Origin of the sequence: Myxococcus sp. AB036A (assembly GCF_006547355.1) — a bacterium.
Taxonomy (GTDB): domain Bacteria; phylum Myxococcota; class Myxococcia; order Myxococcales; family Myxococcaceae; genus Myxococcus; species Myxococcus virescens.
Map to the genome: position 1 here is coordinate 1 of NZ_VHLC01000054.1, position 15,960 is coordinate 15,960.

Sequence of the window (15,960 nt, forward strand, 5' to 3'; positions counted from 1 at the left end):
TCTTCAAGGGCTACCGCCCGCAGTTCTACTTCCGCACCACGGACGTGACGGGCTCGGTGAAGCTGCCGGAGAACGTCGAAATGGTGATGCCGGGCGACAACATCGCCATCGAGGTGGAGCTCATCACCCCCGTGGCCATGGAGAAGGAGCTGCGCTTCGCTGTTCGCGAGGGTGGCCGCACGGTGGGCGCCGGCGTCGTGGCGGAAATCATCGAGTAGCGCAAACCCCCAGTGGCTCCCTGCGTTCCCAATTCCGGGAAATTTCAGGGAGCCGTTGGGAATCATGTTGCACACCCTGGGGCGGGATGGTACACACCGCGCCCCTTCGTTCTGAAGAAACGGCTCTGTGAAATCCAGGGGACGTCGGTCGTAACGCCCTCCCGCGGCAGAGGCAGAGTCCGTTCAAAGAGGTTCTTGCGAATGGCGACACAGAAGATCCGCATCCGGCTGAAGGCGTACGACTCGAAGCTCCTGGACCAGAGCGCGGGTGAGATCGTCGAGACGGCCAAGCGCACAGGCGCGAAGGTGGCCGGTCCGATCCCCCTTCCCACGCGCATCAACAAGTTCACGGTGCTGCGGTCTCCGCACGTGGACAAGAAGAGCCGTGAGCAGTTCGAGATCCGCACGCACAAGCGCCTGCTCGATATCCTCGAGCCCACGCAGCAGACGCTGGATGCGCTGATGAAGCTGGATCTGTCGGCTGGCGTTGACGTCGAGATCAAGTCCTAGGAAGCGGGTGGGCGTTCGAGTGGTTTCACTCCGACCCCCGCGAGGAAAGTGCCATGGCGAAGTTTGACGTTGTCGACCTGGATTTGAAGAAGGTGTCGGAGATTGAGCTCTCCGACGATGTCTTCGGCACCGAGCCGAACGCCCACCTGTTTTACGAGGTGGCGAAGATGCAGCAGATCAACCGGCGCCGCGGCACGGTCGGGGTGAAGAACACCTCGCTGGTCAGCGGCGGCGGCAAGAAGCCCTGGAAGCAGAAGGGCACCGGCCGCGCTCGTCAGGGCTCCATCCGCGCTTCCCATTGGGTGGGCGGCGGTAAGGCGATGGCTCCCAAGGCGCGCGACTACTTCTACCGCCCGCCCCGCAAGGTGCGCCGCGGCGCCCTGAAGTCCGCGCTGTCCCTGCGGGCCCAGGAGAAGACGCTCATCATCCTGGACGGATTCTCCCTGGATGCTCCGAAGAGCAAGCAGGCCTTCGAGGTCCTCACCAAGCGTCTGAAGCTCCAGAACGCCCTGGTGATTGACGACAAGGGCAACACCAACCTGCACCGCAGCGTGCGCAACCTGGCGAAGTTCGACGTGCTGCCGCCCGAGGGCCTGAACCTCGAGGCCGTTCTCCGGCACTCGCACCTCGTCCTCACGTCCGCGGCCGCGAAGACCCTCGAGGGGGCGCTGTCATGAATCTGAACGACGTCATCAAGGGCCCGCTCATCACCGAGAAGCTGGACAAGGCCCGCGAGAAGTTCCGCCAGTACTCGTTCATCGTCGACCGCAAGGCGACGAAGCACGACGTCGCCCGCGCGGTGGAGACGCTCTTCAAGGTCACCGTCGAGGGCGTGAACACCAACATCGTCCGCGGCAAGATCAAGCGGGTGGGTCGTAGCATCGGCAAGCGGCCCAACTTCAAGAAGGCGGTTGTGACGCTGAAGCAGGGCGACTCGATCGAACTCTTCGAGGGAGGGGCGGCCTGACGCCACGGCGTCGAGCCAGCCTGAGGAACACACCATGGGCATCAAGAAGTACAAGCCGACTAGCGCCGCCCGCCGTCTGATGACGGTGTCCGACTTCGCGGACATCACCAAGGACTCGCCCGAGAAGAGCCTCACCGAGCCGCTCAAGCGCTCCGGTGGTCGCAACGTCCACGGGCACATCACCCGCCGGCATCAGGGCGGCGGCCACAAGCGCCGCTTCCGCGTCATCGACTTCAAGCGCCGGGACAAGGATGGCGTCCCCGCGAAGGTCGTGGCCGTCGAGTACGACCCCAACCGCACCGCCAACATCGCTCTGCTGCACTACGCGGACGGCGAGAAGCGTTACATCCTCGCTCCGGTGGGTCTGAGCGTGGGTGACACGGTGTTCGCCGGCGAAGGCGCGGACATCCGGCCTGGCAACAGCCTGCCGCTGCAGAACATCCCGGTGGGTACGGTCATCCACAACGTGGAGCTGAAGCCGGGCCGTGGCGCCCAGGTCATCCGCTCCGCCGGCACGTCCGGACAGCTGATGGCGAAGGAGGACCGTTACGCGCAGGTGCGTATGCCCTCCGGCACCGTCCGCAAGGTCCTCATCGAGTGCCGCGCCACCGTGGGCCAGGTCGGCAACATCGAGCACGAAATCATCCGTATCGGCAAGGCGGGTAAGAGCCGCTGGCTGGGCATTCGTCCCACCGTCCGCGGTCTGGCGATGAACCCGGTCGACCACCCGCACGGCGGTGGTGAAGGCAAGTCCGGTCAGGGTAACCCGCACCCTGTGTCGCCCTGGGGCAAGAAGACCAAGGGGCTCACCACGCGCACCAACAAGCGCACTGACAAGTTCATCGTGTCCGGCCGCCGCCAGGGCGCGCGCAGCCAGTAAGAGGATTCCATGGCTCGTTCGATCAAGAAGGGTCCGTTCGTCGACGACTTCCTCGTGAAGAAGATCGAGGACATGATCAAGACGAACAAGAAGGCCGTCGTAAAGACGTGGTCCCGTCGCTCCACGATTCTTCCGGAGTTCGTGGGTCACACCTTCGCGGTGCACAACGGGAAGAAGTTCATCCCGGTGTTCGTCACGGAGAACATGGTTGGCCACAAGCTCGGCGAGTTCGCCCCGACGCGTACGTTCGGCGGTCACTCGGCGGAGAAGAAGGTCGCCAAGGCCCCGGGCAAGTAGCCTGGCGCATTGCCTGAGAGCCTGAGGAGAAGACCATGGAGTCGACTGCACATCTGCGTTTCCTGCGCATGAGCCCCCGCAAGATTTCCACCGTTGCGGAGCTCATCCGGGGCAAGCCTGTTGAGGCGGCCCTCAACATCCTGAAGTTCACCAAGCGCGCCGCGGCCAAGCCGGTGGAGAAGCTCATCAAGAGCGCCGTGGCCAACGCGACTGACAAGTCCAAGGGCCAGGTCGACGTGGACACGCTCTACGTGAAGACCATCTCCGTGGACCAGGGTCCCACCCAGCGCCGGTTCATGCCGCGCGCCATGGGCCGGGCCACCCCCATCAAGAAGAAGACGGCCCACGTCCACGTGGTGCTCGCCGAGGCGAAGAAGTAGGACCCGTCGGGCCCTGCCCGGACGCTTCAAGGAGAATCACGTTGGGACAGAAAGTTCATCCGATCGGGTTCCGGCTTGGTGTCATCAAGACCTGGGACTCCAAGTGGTTCGAGCACAAGAACTACGCGCAGTGGCTCCACGAGGACATCCGCATCCGCGAGTTCGTGAAGAAGTCGCTGAACCACGCGGGCGTGTCGAAGGTGGAGATCGAGCGCGCGGCCAACAAGGTCAAGGTCAACGTCCACACTGCGCGGCCGGGCATCGTCATCGGCAAGCGCGGCGCGGGCATTGAGACGGTGAAGAAGGACCTCCAGCAGTTCACGAAGAACGAGGTCTTCCTCAACATCGTCGAGGTCCGCAAGGCTGAGACCGACGCGCAGTTGGTGGCGGAGAACATCGCCACGCAGCTCGAGCGCCGCATCGCGTTCCGCCGGGCCATGAAGAAGGCCCTGCAGACGGCGATGAAGTTCGGTGCCAAGGGCATCCGCGTGGCCTGCTCGGGCCGCCTCGGTGGCGCGGAGATGGCGCGCTACGAGTGGTACCGCGAGGGTCGCGTGCCCCTGCACACCCTGCGCGCGGACATTGACTACGGTTTCGCCGAGGCGAAGACGACCTACGGCAAGATCGGCTGCAAGGTCTGGGTCTGCAAGGGCGAGGTCCTCCCGGGCAAGGGTGGCCAGGCCCCCATGCCCTCCAACCGGTAATCAGCCCACCCGCGCCGGGCGCTCCCAAAAGGGGCGCCCGGGGCAGGGCGGCGAAGGACAGCGACGATGCTTCAGCCTGCTCGTACGAAGTACCGCAAGATGCACAAGGGCCGCATGCCTGGCAGTGCCCACCGGGGTAGCGACATGACCTACGGTGAGTACGGCCTGATGAGCCTCCAGCCGGGGTGGATCACCTCCCGGCAGATCGAGGCGGCTCGTATCGCGATGACGCGTCACGTGAAGCGTGGCGGCAAGATCTGGATCCGTATCTTCCCGGACAAGCCCATCACCAAGAAGCCCGCTGAGACCCGTATGGGTACCGGTAAGGGTGGCGTGGAGTACTACGTCGCGGTGGTGAAGCCCGGCCGCATCCTCTACGAGATGGAGGGTATGACGCCGGAAGTGGCCACCGGGGCGCTGAAGCTGGCGCAGGCGAAGCTGCCGGTGCTCACGAAGATCGTGAAGCGGGCGGACCTGAGCCTCTAAGGCACCGAGCGGCGGGAGCTGGTCCCCTGGACAGCTTCCGCTCGCATGGAGAGTGAAATGGCGACTGCGAAGGAATTGAAGGAACTGTCGGCGGACGACCTGAAGCAGCGCGCGGCCGAGCTGCGCGAGACGCTGTTCCAGGACCAGCTGAAGCGGCGGACCGGTTCGCTGGACAACCCGGCCGAGCGCACCCAGCACCGACGGGACCTGGCGCGGGTTCTGACCGTGCTGACCCAGAAGACGAAGGCTTAAGGGCTGAACACCCACGACTCCAAGCGCGCTCAGCTGATAGAGGAGCGCGTGCGGCCATCCGGGCGCCAATGCCCGGGTGCATGAGAGACAGTGAGAGAGAAGATGGCTGAAGCGACCGAGACGCAGGCTTCCGAGACTTCCACCCGTGGCCGTCCCAAGACGCGCGTGGGGATTGTCACCTCCAACAAGATGCAGAAGACGGTGGTCGTCACCGTCCAGCGCCGGGCTCCGCACCCGAAGTACGGGAAGATCATGAGCCTGCGCGAGAAGTACAAGGCGCACGTGGAGGATCACGACTACCCCAAGAAGGTCACCATCAACGAGGGTGATCGGGTCCGGATCGCCGAGACCAAGCCCGCTTCGAAGGACAAGCGTTGGCGCGTGGTCGAGGTGCTGGAGAAGAGCAAGAACGTCTAGCACGCATGTCCCTTCCGCGCGGCCGTGAGGCGGCGCGGGATGGTCACCGGCGACAGGAGATTCCCAGATGATTCAGATGACGAGCGTGCTCGACGTGGCGGACAACTCGGGCGCGAAGAAGGTGTTCTGCATCAAGGTGCTCGGTGGTTCGAAGCGCAAGTATGCGTCCATCGGCGACGTGATTGTCGTCTCGGTGCGCGAGGCGCTTCCCAACTCGAAGGTGAAGAAGGGTGACGTGGCCAAGGCCGTCATCGTTCGCACCAAGCGCGAGGTGGGTCGTCCGGACGGCAGCTACATCAAGTTCGACGGCAACTCCGCGGTCCTCATCAACAAGGACATGGAGCCCATTGGTACGCGTATCTTCGGGCCGGTGGCCCGTGAGCTCCGCGCCCGCAAGTTCATGAAGATCATCTCGCTGGCGCCCGAAGTCCTCTGAGAGGACGGCAGGCCGGACGGCGAGCAGCCAGAGAGAGGAAGCCATGCAGAAGCTGAAGGTTGGAGACACGATCCAGGTCATGGCCGGGGCCGAAGCCTCCGAGAAGAACCCGGCGACCAAGCGCGGCAAGGTACTGAAGATCGATCGCGAGGCTGAGCGCGTGACGGTCGAGGGCCTGCGCCTGGTCAAGCGTCACATGAAGAAGACGCCCCAGAGCCCGGAAGGCGGCATCGTCGAGAAGCCGGGCACGATCGCGCTGGCGAACGTGCAGGTGGTTTGCGCCAAGTGCGACAAGCCGACCCGAGTGGGCATCCGTACTGAAGGTGAAGAGGGCAAGAAGAAGCGGTTCTGCAAGAACTGCGACGCCCTGATTGACTAGGTGTCCGCGTTGGTGCATGTATGCGCGCCCTTTGCCCACCCTGGTGGTGGCGAAGGGCGGGCGTGCAGGCATGGAGGGCCCGTGGAGCAACAGGGGCCCTCGCGGTGTTTCCAGGTTCCATACGAAGGACTGATCGGGCGTGCTGGGTCCACGACGGCGCCCCGAAGCAGAGGACAGGACGATGGCTGACGAGAAGAAGGCCGAGCAGAAGGAAAAGAAGGCGAAGCGGGGCAAGAAGGAAGAGGCCAAGAAGGTTGGCTTCGCCGCTAATATCGAGGAGGGCCTGGAGTCCAAGCCGGCCCGACTGAAGGTGCGTTTCTTCAAGGAAGGTGTTCCGTCCCTCCTGAAGGAGCTGAGCCTGAAGAACCCGATGCAGGTTCCCCGGCTGGAGAAGATCGTCGTCAACATGGGTCTGGGCGAGGCGCTCGCCAACAACAAGATCCTGGAGTCGGCGGTGGAGCAGCTCGCGGCGATCACCGGCCAGAAGCCGATCGTCACGCGCGCCCGCAAGTCCATCGCGAACTTCAAGCTGCGCCAGGGGCAGGCCATCGGTGCCGCCGTCACGCTGCGCGGCGACCGTATGTACGAGTTCATGGACCGCCTCATCACCGTGGCGCTGCCGCGCGTGCGTGACTTCAAGGGCGTGTCCCCCAAGGCGTTCGACGGGAAGGGCAACTACACGCTCGGCGTGCGCGAGCAGATCATCTTCCCTGAGATCAACTACGACCAGATCGAGAAGGTGAAGGGGCTCAACATCAGCTTCGTCACCACTGCTGCCAACGACGAGCAGGGGCTGGCGCTGATGCGTCACTTCGGCATGCCGTTCCGTCAGTAAGCCCTCGAGTCAAGGACCCGACGAAACATGGCCAAGCTCTCCAAGATCGCCCAGGCAAAGCGCAAGCCGAAGTTCTCGGTGCGCCAGTACAACCGCTGCCCGCTGTGTGGCCGGCCGCGCGCGTTCCTGCGCAAGTTCAAGATGTGCCGTATCTGCCTCCGCAACCGCGCTCTCCGCGGCGAGGTCACCGGCGTTACCAAGTCGTCCTGGTAGCCGGAAGGGCAGGGTGCCTGGCGGGCCTCATCGGCCGGCCAGGCACATTGAAGTAGGAAGTTCGTAGTGGCGGTCAGCGCGAACCCCCGGGATGGGCCCGGCAGGCGCGATGGCCGCGAACACGGGGCGCCCGGTACGGGGCCTCGTTTGGGAAGGTACTCCATGCCGGTCAATGATCCCGTCGGCGACATGCTGACCCGCCTGCGCAACGCTTCGCGCGCGCGTCACGACAAGGTCGTCATCCCCCACTCGAAGCTCAAGCTCGAGATCATCAAGGTCCTCAAGGACGAGGGCTACATCGGCGAGTTCGTGGTGCACGAGCAGACCGTGCAGAACAAGCGCACGGTGTTCCCTGAGATCTCCGTGCAGCTGAAGTACGGTCCGGACCGTGCGCCTGCCATCACCGGTATCCGTCGCGTGTCGAAGCCGGGCCTGCGTCGCTATGCCGCCGCGCGTGAGATTCCGCAGGTGCTGGGTGGCCTGGGTATCTCCATCCTGTCCACCTCCCGCGGCATCATGGTGGATTCCGAGGCCCGCAAGCAGAAGGTCGGCGGCGAGCTGCTCTGCACCGTCTACTAGCCAGCCGCCAGGGTGCGGCGCCCCGTGAGGGAGCGCGCCCCAGGCACACAGGACCGAGGCAACCATGAGTCGGATTGGAAAACTGGCGATCAAGCTCGGCGACAAGACGAAGGCCGTCATCGCCGGCGAGCAGGTGAACTTCGAGGGCCCCAAGGGCAAGCTGTCGGTGAAGCTGCCTGGCAAGGTCAAGGTCGAGATCAAGGACGGCGAGATGACCGTGCAGCGCGAGGATGACTCGCGCGAGGCGCGCAGCCTGCACGGCCTGACCCGGACCATCCTCGCGAACGCTGCGAAGGGTGTGAGCACGGGCTTCGAGAAGAAGCTGGACATTCGCGGCGTTGGTTTCCGCGCCGAGGTGAAGGGCAAGGCCATTCACTTCGCGTTGGGGTTCTCGCACCCGGTGGTGTTCAACCTGCCCGAGGGCGTGACCGCCGAAGTCGACAAGGCGCCGCGCAACGAGGACAGCTTGCCCACCGTGGGCCTGACGCTCCGTTCTTCGGACAAGGAAGCGCTGGGCGCGACGGCGGTGAACATCCGCTCGCTGCGTCCTCCCGAGCCCTACAAGGGCAAGGGCATCAAGTACGCCGAGGAGCGCATCCGCCGCAAGGAGGGCAAGACCGGTACGACCTAGTCGTCCTGTCTTTCCTAAGTGTTCCAAACTCCACCGGGTCCTCGGGACCTGGTGGCATCATCCGGAGGCGGAAGGCCGCATCGCCTCCGGACGGAAAAGGAAGCAGCCATGCCTACGAAGATTGAAGCCCGTCTCAAGAGGAAGAACCGCATCCGCAAGAAGCTGTCGGGTACGACAGAGCGGCCACGGCTCACCGTGTACAAGAGCCTCAAGCACATCTACGCGCAGGTGGTGGATGACACCACGGGCAAGACGCTCGCGTTTGCCTCGTCGCTGTCCAAGGACCTGAAGGGTCAGGACGAGGGCGACAAGAAGGCGGATGCGAAGCGGGTTGGTGCTCTGATTGCGCAGAAGTGCAAGGCCGCCAACGTCGAAGCGGTGGTGTTCGACCGCAACGGCTTCCCTTATCACGGGCGCATCGCCGCCGTGGCCGACGCCGCGCGCGAGGCCGGGCTGAAGTTCTAAGAATTCGAAAGGAATCCCCCAAGTGGCAACTCCGATCAATCCGAACGATCTGGACCTCACCGACCGCGTGGTGAATATCAACCGCGTGGCCAAGGTCGTGAAGGGCGGCCGCCGTTTCTCGTTCGCCGCCCTGGTGGTGGTGGGGGACGGCGCCGGACACGTGGGCGTCGGCCTGGGTAAGGCCAACGAAGTCCCCGAGGCCATCCGCAAGGGTGGTGAGAACGCGAAGAAGAACCTGTTCCGCGTCCCGCTCGTGGGTCACACCATTCCGCACGAGGTGCTCGGGCACTTCGGCGCTGGCTGGGTGCTGCTGAAGCCGGCCACCCAGGGTACGGGCGTCATCGCCGGCGGCGCGGTTCGCGCGGTGCTGGAGGCGGCGGGCATCCGGAACATCCTGACCAAGAGCCAGGGGTCGCGGAATCCGCACAACGTGCTGAAGGCCACTGTCGCTGGTCTGAAGCTGCTGCGCAGCGCGGAGCAGGTTTCGCGTCTCCGTGGCAAGGACGTCGAGCCGGCGAAGCTCGCCGGGGAGCAGAGGGGCTAGCCCATGGCGCTCAAGGTGAAGCTGGTGAAGAGCTTTGCGGGTGCGTCCAGCGACATGCTGGACACCATCCGTGGGCTGGGCCTGAAGAAGTTCGGTGACGAGCGGCTCCTCAAGGACACGCCTGCGGTTCGCGGGATGGCGTTCAAGGTGAAGCACCTGGTCACCCTGGAAACCGTTTCCGGCGACGCGCCGGCGCCCAAGCGCCGCAAGCCCGCCAAGATTGCCCTGCGGGAGCGGGCGATCGCGTATCAGGCCAAGCAGAACAAGGCCTGAGTCACGAGAGGATCGAGACGATGAGCACTCTGAACAAACTGCAGCGTCCGGCGCGCTCGTGGCACCGCAAGAAGCGCGTAGGCCGCGGCCAGGGTAGTGGTCTTGGCAAGACGGCCGGCCGTGGTGGCAAGGGCCAGAAGGCCCGCACCGGCAACATGCGGTTCGAAGGCTTCGAGGGCGGCCAGAGCCCCCTGCAGCGGCGCCTGCCGAAGTTTGGCTTCACGCCGCCGAACCGGACGGTCTACGCGGTCGTCAACCTGTCGGACCTCGAGCAGCACTTCGATGCCGGCGCCACGGCGGACGTGGAGACGTTGCGCAAGGTCGGCCTGGTCAAGGGCCGCTACCATGGCGTGAAGCTGCTGGCCCGCGGCGAGCTGACCAAGAAGGTCACCGTGGTCGTGCACAAGGCGTCTGAGGCGGCGAAGGCGGCCATCCAGAAGGCGGGCGGCGCGGTGGAAGAGATTCCGCTGGTGGCCCACAAGCCGGAGTCCGCGGCCAAGGCGCACGCTGGCAAGGGCGTCAAGGCTCCTCGGCAGCCCAAGGCCTGAGCGTGCCTGGCGCGCATCACTTGCTGGTGGTGCGCGCAGTTTCGCTTGTGTAGGCTTCTGCGCCCCTTTCCCACTCGTGGAACAGGGGCGTTTTGTCGTCCTGGCAGAACCCTCTCGAAGAGGATGGCTACCCCGTGGCTCTGAACGCCTTCGCCAACGTCTTCCGTATCGCTGAGCTGCGCAGTCGGCTCGCGTATACGCTCGCGCTGCTCGCCGTCTATCGCATCGGCATCTTCATCAACACGCCAGGCGTGGACCGTTCGGCGATGAACGCGTTCATGGACGCCCAGAAGCAGTCGGGCGGCCTCGTCTCGCTGTTCAACCTCTTCTCCGGCGGCGCGCTGGAGCAGATGTCCATCTTCGGATTGGGCATCATGCCGTACGTCAGCGCCTCCATCATCATGCAGCTGCTCGCCGTGGTGGTACCCAGCCTGGAGCGGCTGCAGAAGGAAGGCGCCGGCGGTCGGCAGAAGATCAACCAGTACACCCGCTACGGCACGATCGCGCTCTCCGTCGTGCAGGGCATCGGCATCTCGCGGTGGCTGGCGTCGCTGGGCCGCTCCGACGGTGGCCAGAGCGGTTTCAACCAGGTGGTCGTCCCCGACGACAGCGCCTGGTTCACCTTCATGACGGTGGTCAGCCTCACGGCCGGCACGGCCTTCATCATGTGGCTGGGTGAGCGCATCACCGAGCGCGGCATCGGCAACGGCATCTCGCTCATCATCTTCGCCGGTATCGTGGCGGGCCTGCTCCCGGGCGCGAAGCAGCTGCTGGACCTGACCCGTCAGGACGTCATCTCGATGGCCGAGGTGCTGGCGCTGGTCGTCTTCATGCTCATCATCATCGCCGCGGTCGTCTACGTGGAGCGCGGCATGCGGCGCATCCCCATCCAGTACGCCAAGCGGATGGCGGGACGGCGGATGTTCGCCGGCCAGGCGACGTACTTCCCGATGAAGGTGAACACCTCGGGCGTGATTCCTCCCATCTTCGCGGGCGCGGTGTTGTCCTTCCCGGCCACGCTGGGAACCTGGTTCCCGTTCCTGCAGGGATTCCAGCGTGCCATCGAAGGCAACCTGTGGATCTACAACGGGCTGTTCGTCGTGATGGTCATCTTCTTCGCCTACTTCTATACGGCGCTGACGTTCCGGCCGGACGACGTGGCGGACAACATCAAGAAGCAGGGTGGCTACATCCCGGGCATCCGTCCGGGCCGTCAGACGGCGGAGTTCATCGAGCGCGTGCTCAACCGGCTCACGTTCGGTGGCGCCATCTACCTGTCGGTCGTCTGCGTGATTCCGTCGGTCATCAGCGGCTTGCTGGGGGTGCGGTTCACCTTCGGCGGCACGGCGCTGCTGATCGTCGTGGGCGTGGCGCTCGATACGGTGCAGCAGATCGAGGGCCACCTCATCAGTCGTAACTACGAGGGCTTCGCCGGCCCTCGCGGTCCGCGCATCCGGGGCCGGGTGCGCGTGGCGGCCTGAGCCTCCGCGCGGGCGTTCCGGGCGCCTCTCCCCGTCGCGGGGAGGGGCGCCTCGTCGTTCCCAGGCTAGGTGTTGTTCAAGGATATTCGCTGGTGCACACGGAGCGCGCTCGGGGGTTTGAGTCCTACGACTTCCGTGCCTTCCTTCGGAGCTGAGAGGACACATGAACCTGATCCTGTTGGGGCCGCCGAACGCGGGGAAGGGTACGCAGGCGAGGCGACTGTTCGCCGACTTCCAGATCCCCCAGATCTCCACCGGGGACATCCTCCGCAAAGCAGTCGCGGAGGGCACGGAGCTGGGCCGGGTGGCTGGCCCGCTGATGGCCGCCGGGCAGTACGTCCCGGACGACGTCGTGATTGGCATCGTCGAGGAGCGCCTCAAGGAGGCGGACGTGGCCAAGGGCTTCGTCCTGGACGGCTTTCCGCGAACGCCGGGCCAGGCGGACGCGCTGGACAAGATGCTGGGTCGCCTGGGCAAGCAGCTGAGCGCCGTCATCTCGCTCGAGGTGCCGCACGCGAAGCTGGTGGAGCGCGGCTCCGGCCGCCGGGTCTGCCCGGTGGACGGCAGCGTCTACCACGTCTACCAGAGCCCGCCGAAGCGGGCGGGGTACTGTGACAAGTGCAATACCGGGCTTGTCCAGCGCCCGGATGACATGCCCGAGGTCATCGAGAAGCGCCTTCAGAAGTACGACTCGGAGACGGCGCCACTGAAGGCCTTCTATGAGAAGAAGGGCCTGCTCAAGAGCGTGGACGGCGTGGGTGCGCCCGAGGGCATCTACGAGGAGATCAAGGCCGCTGCGGGCAAGGCCTGATCCATCTGGCGGGTGGGGTACCGGCCTGGCTGGTACCTCCTCGCCGGTTCGTCGCTTCAGCGACGGAGCTTGCTTTCGCTGGACATGGGGAGCTCCGGCCTGGGGGGTCTGGACTCCCGTCAGGGATGGGCGCATTTTCACCCCGCCGGGAGAGCACCCGCTCCAGGTGTGGGCCTTGACGTGGGTCTCACAGATTGAGTTGATTTTCCCATGACTGCGGGTGAAGTAGCCCGCTGTTATGAGGGGTTAGTAGGAAACCAAGTTTTGCAGTCGCGCGACGCTTGCCACTTGCGGACCAAAGTGCTATCCCGCCGCGCTTCCAAGAGGTTCGTGGTCCGGGGAAGAGAGTCTGACGCTTGCCGAAGGATGATTCCATCGAAGTCGAGGGGACCGTGATGGAGCCCCTCCCGAACGCGATGTTCCGCGTGGTGCTGGACAACGGCCACAAGGTGCTCGCGCACATCTCGGGCAAGATGAGGATGCACTTCATCCGCATCCTCCCGGGTGACAAGGTGAAGGTCGAACTGTCTCCGTACGACCTGACGCGCGGGCGGATCACGTACCGGGCGAAGTAGTAGGGTGCACCCGCCTGGGAATGGCGGGCCGCCCGTTGGGCTTTTCTTTAGCTGAGGAAGGAAGTTCGCTCCAATGAAGGTACGGGCGTCCGTCAAGAAGATCTGCGACAAGTGCAAGATTGTTCGCCGTAAGGGAATCGTGCGCATCATTTGCGCCTCCAACCCCCGGCACAAGCAGCGCCAGGGCTAACGGCCAAGCGGCCGTTGGCTTCAGACCAACTCCACTTAAGAAGGAAGACCGAAGATGGCTCGTATCGCCGGCATCGATCTGCCGCCCAACAAGCGCGCGGTGATCTCGCTCCAGTACATCTACGGGATCGGCAACAAGTCCGCGCAAGACATCATTGCTGCGGCGGGCATCGATCCCACGACCCGGACCAAGGACCTCACCGAGGAGCAGGCCCGCAAGATCCGCGAGATCATCGAGGCCAGCTACAAGGTGGAGGGCGACCTCCGGCGCGAAGTCACCATGAACATCAAGCGGCTGATGGACCTGGGTTGCTACCGGGGCCTTCGTCACCGCAAGGGCCTGCCGGTTCGTGGCCAGCGGACCCACACCAACGCGCGTACCCGCAAGGGTCCGAAGCGGGGCATCGTCCGGGCGAAGCCGGCAGCTCCGGCCCGGTAAACGCAGCGCTGGCCCGTAAGGTGCCGGCGTCGATCACCTCCTCCCAGGAGCAGCAATTCACATGGCTGACGAGATCAATACTTCGGCTGCGGCGTCCACGGGCGCCGAGGGCGAGGCCCCTGCCGCGAAGAAGTCGAAGCGCAAGGGCAAGAAGAGCATCCTCAACGGCGTGGTCCACATCCAGTCCACGTTCAACAACACCATCATCACGATCACGGACGTGTCCGGGAACGTGATCTCCTGGTCGTCCGCCGGGGCGCGTGGCTTCAAGGGAAGCCGCAAGTCCACCCCGTTCGCGGCGCAGGTGGCGGCTGGCGACGCCGCGGCGAAGGCGATGGAGCACGGCCTGAAGAACGTGTCCGTGTTCGTGAAGGGCCCGGGCGCGGGCCGCGAGTCGGCGCTGCGCGCGCTGGCGGCCGCCGGTCTGAAGATCAACCTCATCCGCGACGTGACGCCCATCCCGCACAACGGATGCCGTCAGCCCAAGCGTCGCCGCGTCTAACCCCTTCGTCAGGGCTGCCCTTGCACCTTGGTGTGGGGGCGGCTCCAGATCACCTCTAAGGACCTCTCAATGGCTCGTTACACTGCCAGCGCCTGCCGCATCTGCCGGCGCGAAAACCTGAAGATGTACCTCAAGGGCGACCGTTGCTACACGGACAAGTGCGCCATTGAGCGCCGCCCCTATCCCCCGGGTCAGCACGGCCAGGGCCGCGTGAAGTTCTCCGGCTACGGCGTGCAGCTGCGCGAGAAGCAGAAGGTCAAGCGCATGTACGGCCTGCTGGAGAACCAGTTCCGCGGCTACTACCACCGCGCGTCCGCCGCCAAGGGCAAGACGGGTGACAACCTCCTGCAGCAGCTGGAGCTCCGTCTGGACAACGTGGTGTTCCGCATGGGCTTCGCGGACACGCGCAACGAGGCGCGCCAGCTGGTGCGTCACGGTCACTTCCAGGTGAACGGCCGCAAGGTGAACATCCCCTCGTTCGCCGTGAAGCCGGGCACCGCGGTGGAGGTGGTGGAGAAGAGCCGCAAGGTGCTCCGCATCTCCGAGGCGCTGGAGACGGTGGACCGCCGTGGCGTTCCGCAGTGGATCTCCCTGGACAAGAAGGCGTTCAAGGGCACGGTCACCACGGTTCCGAACCGTGAGGACCTGACGATGCCCATCTCCGAGCAGCTCATCGTCGAGCTCTACTCGAAGTAAGCACGCTGGATGTCGCAGTGGACGCCCTGGCCGACGAGGCCGGGGCGTCTTGCTTTCAAGCAGTCGCAGTCCCCGCGTGCGCATCCTCCCGCCAGGCCGGTGGGTAAGTCGGTGGTGCGGCACGAACCGAGGAGCGGTACACCATGGCTGATACGTTCGTTGCGAAGAACTGGCGTGACCTGATCAAGCCCCGTCGCATGGAGGTGGATCAGGACAGCGCGACCCCCACCTACGGCAAGTTCGTCGCGGAGCCGCTCGAGCGCGGTTTCGGTACTACGCTGGGCAACTCGCTCCGCCGGGTGCTGCTGTCGTCGCTGCAGGGCGCCGCCATCACCACCGTCAAGATTGAAGGCGTGGACCACGAGTTCACGACCATCCCCGAGGTGTCCGAGGACGTCACGGACGTCGTGCTGAACCTGAAGGAAGTCCTCCTTCGGATGCACACGAACGAGACGAAGACGCTCCGCATCGAGGCGGAGGGCCCCAAGGAGGTCAAGGCCGGTGACATCATCACCGACCCGGACACCGAGATCCTCAACCCGGGCCACCACATCTGCACCATCTCCGAGGGTGGCAAGCTCCGCATGGAGCTGACCTGCCGCCGCGGCCGCGGTTACACGCCGGCCAACGTGAACAAGGTCGCCGGTTCGCCCATCGGCACCATCCCCATCGACTCGCTGTTCTCGCCCATCCGCAAGGTGAACTACCAGGTCACCAACGCGCGCGTCGGTCAGGTCACGGACTTCGACAAGCTGTCGCTCGAGGTCTGGACGGACGGCTCCGTGTCCCCGCAGGACGCGGTGGCGTACGCGGCGAAGATCATCAAGGAGCAGCTCACCGTCTTCGTGAACTTCGACGAGACGGAGGAGCCCGTCGTCGCCGAGGCGCCGAAGGAAGAGGCGAAGCTGAACGAGAACCTGTTCCGCTCGGTGGATGAGCTCGAGCTGTCGGTCCGCTCGGCGAACTGCCTGCAGCAGGCGAACATCAAGTCCATTGGCGACCTCGTGCAGCGCACCGAGGCCGAGATGCTCAAGACGAAGAACTTCGGCCGCAAGTCTCTGAAGGAGATCAAGGAGATCCTCGCGGAGATGGGTCTGTCGCTGGGCATGAAGCTGGAGAACTGGCCGCCGAAGCAGGCGCCGGCTCCCGCGCAGCCGAAGGCGTAGTAGGGTTCACGCAGGGCCCCCCCACGCGGCCGCGGTACGGCAGTCAGCGGCGCGAGGGGAGGGGGCTGGGACGTCTTCCGGTCCAAA

General features: G+C 65.0%; 28 protein-coding genes and 1 pseudogene. All 29 read left to right on the top strand.

Going from position 1 to position 15,960, the window contains the following annotated elements; translation table 11 throughout:
• A pseudogene (gene tuf / locus FL344_RS21605) lies at positions 1–218 on the top strand (elongation factor Tu); the annotation flags it as partial.
• 201 nt (positions 219–419) lie between these two features.
• Positions 420–728: a 30S ribosomal protein S10 gene (gene rpsJ / locus FL344_RS21610; protein WP_002633608.1), complete on the top strand. Its 309-nt coding sequence runs from the start codon at positions 420–422 to the stop codon at positions 726–728.
• Positions 729–781: 53 nt separating this feature from the next.
• Complete coding sequence (gene rplD, locus FL344_RS21615; RefSeq protein WP_002633607.1) at positions 782–1,405, top strand: 50S ribosomal protein L4; 624 nt, start codon at positions 782–784, stop codon at positions 1,403–1,405.
• The gene (locus FL344_RS21620; RefSeq protein WP_002633606.1) at positions 1,402–1,695 is read left to right on the top strand and encodes a 50S ribosomal protein L23; all 294 of its coding nucleotides are present in this window, start codon (positions 1,402–1,404) and stop codon (positions 1,693–1,695) included. The genes rplD and FL344_RS21620 overlap by 4 nt, the downstream gene beginning before the upstream one ends.
• 34 nt (positions 1,696–1,729) lie before the next feature.
• Positions 1,730–2,575 carry a 50S ribosomal protein L2 gene (gene rplB / locus FL344_RS21625; RefSeq protein ID WP_141592467.1) on the top strand — a complete coding sequence of 282 codons (846 nt, stop codon included), beginning with the start codon at positions 1,730–1,732 and terminating at the stop codon, positions 2,573–2,575.
• A gap of 9 nt (positions 2,576–2,584) precedes the next feature.
• Entirely contained in the window at positions 2,585–2,872 is a 288-nt protein-coding gene (gene rpsS, locus FL344_RS21630) for a 30S ribosomal protein S19 (RefSeq protein WP_002633604.1), read from the top strand.
• A 35-nt stretch (positions 2,873–2,907) separates the two neighbouring features.
• Complete coding sequence (gene rplV / locus FL344_RS21635) at positions 2,908–3,252, top strand: 50S ribosomal protein L22 (protein ID WP_002633603.1); 345 nt, start codon at positions 2,908–2,910, stop codon at positions 3,250–3,252.
• Positions 3,253–3,293: 41 nt separating this feature from the next.
• Entirely contained in the window at positions 3,294–3,956 is a 663-nt protein-coding gene (gene rpsC, locus FL344_RS21640) for a 30S ribosomal protein S3 (RefSeq protein WP_002633602.1), read from the top strand.
• 66 nt (positions 3,957–4,022) lie between these two features.
• Positions 4,023–4,442, top strand: a complete 420-nt coding sequence (rplP, locus tag FL344_RS21645; RefSeq protein WP_002633601.1) for a 50S ribosomal protein L16 — start codon at positions 4,023–4,025, stop codon at positions 4,440–4,442.
• 45 nt (positions 4,443–4,487) lie between these two features.
• Positions 4,488–4,694: a 50S ribosomal protein L29 gene (rpmC, locus tag FL344_RS21650; RefSeq protein WP_011553344.1), complete on the top strand. Its 207-nt coding sequence runs from the start codon at positions 4,488–4,490 to the stop codon at positions 4,692–4,694.
• 90 nt (positions 4,695–4,784) lie between these two features.
• Positions 4,785–5,111, top strand: coding sequence for a 30S ribosomal protein S17 (rpsQ, locus tag FL344_RS21655; RefSeq protein WP_194858534.1), 327 nt, complete (start codon positions 4,785–4,787; stop codon positions 5,109–5,111).
• Positions 5,112–5,178: 67 nt separating this feature from the next.
• Complete coding sequence (rplN, locus tag FL344_RS21660; RefSeq protein ID WP_002633598.1) at positions 5,179–5,547, top strand: 50S ribosomal protein L14; 369 nt, start codon at positions 5,179–5,181, stop codon at positions 5,545–5,547.
• A gap of 43 nt (positions 5,548–5,590) precedes the next feature.
• A complete protein-coding gene (rplX, locus tag FL344_RS21665; protein ID WP_011553346.1) occupies positions 5,591–5,926 on the top strand; it encodes a 50S ribosomal protein L24 in 336 nt (111 codons plus the stop codon).
• Positions 5,927–6,107: 181 nt separating this feature from the next.
• Positions 6,108–6,761 (top strand): 50S ribosomal protein L5, encoded by a 654-nt coding sequence (gene rplE / locus FL344_RS21670; protein WP_020478749.1) that lies wholly within the window; start codon positions 6,108–6,110, stop codon positions 6,759–6,761.
• A 27-nt stretch (positions 6,762–6,788) separates the two neighbouring features.
• Complete coding sequence (locus FL344_RS21675; protein WP_011553348.1) at positions 6,789–6,974, top strand: type Z 30S ribosomal protein S14; 186 nt, start codon at positions 6,789–6,791, stop codon at positions 6,972–6,974.
• 162 nt (positions 6,975–7,136) lie between these two features.
• On the top strand, positions 7,137–7,553 hold the full coding sequence (gene rpsH, locus FL344_RS21680) for a 30S ribosomal protein S8 (protein ID WP_011553349.1): 417 nt from the start codon (positions 7,137–7,139) through the stop codon (positions 7,551–7,553).
• Between the two features lie 64 nt (positions 7,554–7,617).
• A complete protein-coding gene (rplF, locus tag FL344_RS21685) occupies positions 7,618–8,184 on the top strand; it encodes a 50S ribosomal protein L6 (RefSeq protein ID WP_141592469.1) in 567 nt (188 codons plus the stop codon).
• A gap of 108 nt (positions 8,185–8,292) precedes the next feature.
• The gene (gene rplR / locus FL344_RS21690; RefSeq protein ID WP_026114014.1) at positions 8,293–8,649 is read left to right on the top strand and encodes a 50S ribosomal protein L18; all 357 of its coding nucleotides are present in this window, start codon (positions 8,293–8,295) and stop codon (positions 8,647–8,649) included.
• Between the two features lie 22 nt (positions 8,650–8,671).
• The gene (rpsE, locus tag FL344_RS21695) at positions 8,672–9,193 is read left to right on the top strand and encodes a 30S ribosomal protein S5 (protein WP_011553352.1); all 522 of its coding nucleotides are present in this window, start codon (positions 8,672–8,674) and stop codon (positions 9,191–9,193) included.
• Positions 9,194–9,196: 3 nt separating this feature from the next.
• Positions 9,197–9,466, top strand: a complete 270-nt coding sequence (gene rpmD / locus FL344_RS21700) for a 50S ribosomal protein L30 (protein ID WP_011553353.1) — start codon at positions 9,197–9,199, stop codon at positions 9,464–9,466.
• Positions 9,467–9,486: 20 nt separating this feature from the next.
• Positions 9,487–10,014 (top strand): 50S ribosomal protein L15, encoded by a 528-nt coding sequence (gene rplO / locus FL344_RS21705; protein WP_011553354.1) that lies wholly within the window; start codon positions 9,487–9,489, stop codon positions 10,012–10,014.
• A gap of 134 nt (positions 10,015–10,148) precedes the next feature.
• Complete coding sequence (gene secY / locus FL344_RS21710; RefSeq protein WP_090491527.1) at positions 10,149–11,495, top strand: preprotein translocase subunit SecY; 1,347 nt, start codon at positions 10,149–10,151, stop codon at positions 11,493–11,495.
• 163 nt (positions 11,496–11,658) lie between these two features.
• Entirely contained in the window at positions 11,659–12,306 is a 648-nt protein-coding gene (locus FL344_RS21715) for an adenylate kinase (protein WP_141619872.1), read from the top strand.
• A 356-nt stretch (positions 12,307–12,662) separates the two neighbouring features.
• Positions 12,663–12,881: a translation initiation factor IF-1 gene (gene infA, locus FL344_RS21720; protein WP_002614803.1), complete on the top strand. Its 219-nt coding sequence runs from the start codon at positions 12,663–12,665 to the stop codon at positions 12,879–12,881.
• Between the two features lie 73 nt (positions 12,882–12,954).
• On the top strand, positions 12,955–13,071 hold the full coding sequence (gene rpmJ, locus FL344_RS21725; protein WP_011553357.1) for a 50S ribosomal protein L36: 117 nt from the start codon (positions 12,955–12,957) through the stop codon (positions 13,069–13,071).
• Between the two features lie 54 nt (positions 13,072–13,125).
• Positions 13,126–13,509, top strand: a complete 384-nt coding sequence (rpsM, locus tag FL344_RS21730) for a 30S ribosomal protein S13 (RefSeq protein ID WP_011553358.1) — start codon at positions 13,126–13,128, stop codon at positions 13,507–13,509.
• A gap of 61 nt (positions 13,510–13,570) precedes the next feature.
• The gene (gene rpsK, locus FL344_RS21735) at positions 13,571–14,011 is read left to right on the top strand and encodes a 30S ribosomal protein S11 (RefSeq protein WP_140862539.1); all 441 of its coding nucleotides are present in this window, start codon (positions 13,571–13,573) and stop codon (positions 14,009–14,011) included.
• Between the two features lie 69 nt (positions 14,012–14,080).
• On the top strand, positions 14,081–14,707 hold the full coding sequence (rpsD, locus tag FL344_RS21740; RefSeq protein ID WP_141592471.1) for a 30S ribosomal protein S4: 627 nt from the start codon (positions 14,081–14,083) through the stop codon (positions 14,705–14,707).
• A 143-nt stretch (positions 14,708–14,850) separates the two neighbouring features.
• A complete protein-coding gene (locus FL344_RS21745) occupies positions 14,851–15,873 on the top strand; it encodes a DNA-directed RNA polymerase subunit alpha (protein ID WP_011553361.1) in 1,023 nt (340 codons plus the stop codon).
• The last annotated feature ends 87 nt before the right edge of the window (positions 15,874–15,960 follow it).